Raw genomic sequence first — 432 nt, 5'->3', positions numbered from 1 at the left:
GCCTACGCGCCGCTGAAGAAAAGCTGAAACGGCCACTTCGTTGGCGGCGTTGAGCGTGGCCGGCGCGGTGCCGCCCGCGGCCAGGGCCTGGAAGGCCAGGCGCAGGCAGGGGAAGGCGTCCAGGTCGGGCGGTTCGAACTCGAGCTTGCCGTGGGCCAGCAGGTCCAGCCCGGCCACGCCCGACTCGATCCGCCGCGGCCAGCCGAAGCCGACCGCCAGCGAGGTGCGCATGTCCGGCAGGCCGAGCTGGGCCAGGGTCGAGCCATCTACGAACTCGACCAGCGAGTGGACCAGGCTCTGCGGATGCACCAGCACCTCGATCGGCAGCCCCGGGCGGCCGAACAGGTGGTGGGCCTCGATCACTTCCAGGCCCTTGTTCATCAGCGTGGCCGAGTCGACCGAGATCTTCGGGCCCATCGACCACTTCGGGTG

Annotated in this window: 1 pseudogene; it reads right to left on the bottom strand. The window is 70.4% G+C overall.

The features are described from left to right. Nucleotides 1–432 (bottom strand): annotated as a pseudogene (locus GPA27_RS28500) (1-deoxy-D-xylulose-5-phosphate reductoisomerase); the annotation flags it as partial.

It is taken from the genome of Aromatoleum toluolicum, assembly GCF_012911005.2.
GTDB lineage: Bacteria > Pseudomonadota > Gammaproteobacteria > Burkholderiales > Rhodocyclaceae > Aromatoleum > Aromatoleum toluolicum.
The sequence above is the reverse complement of the archived record's forward strand: the minus strand, read 5'-3'. Positions and strand labels throughout refer to the sequence as shown.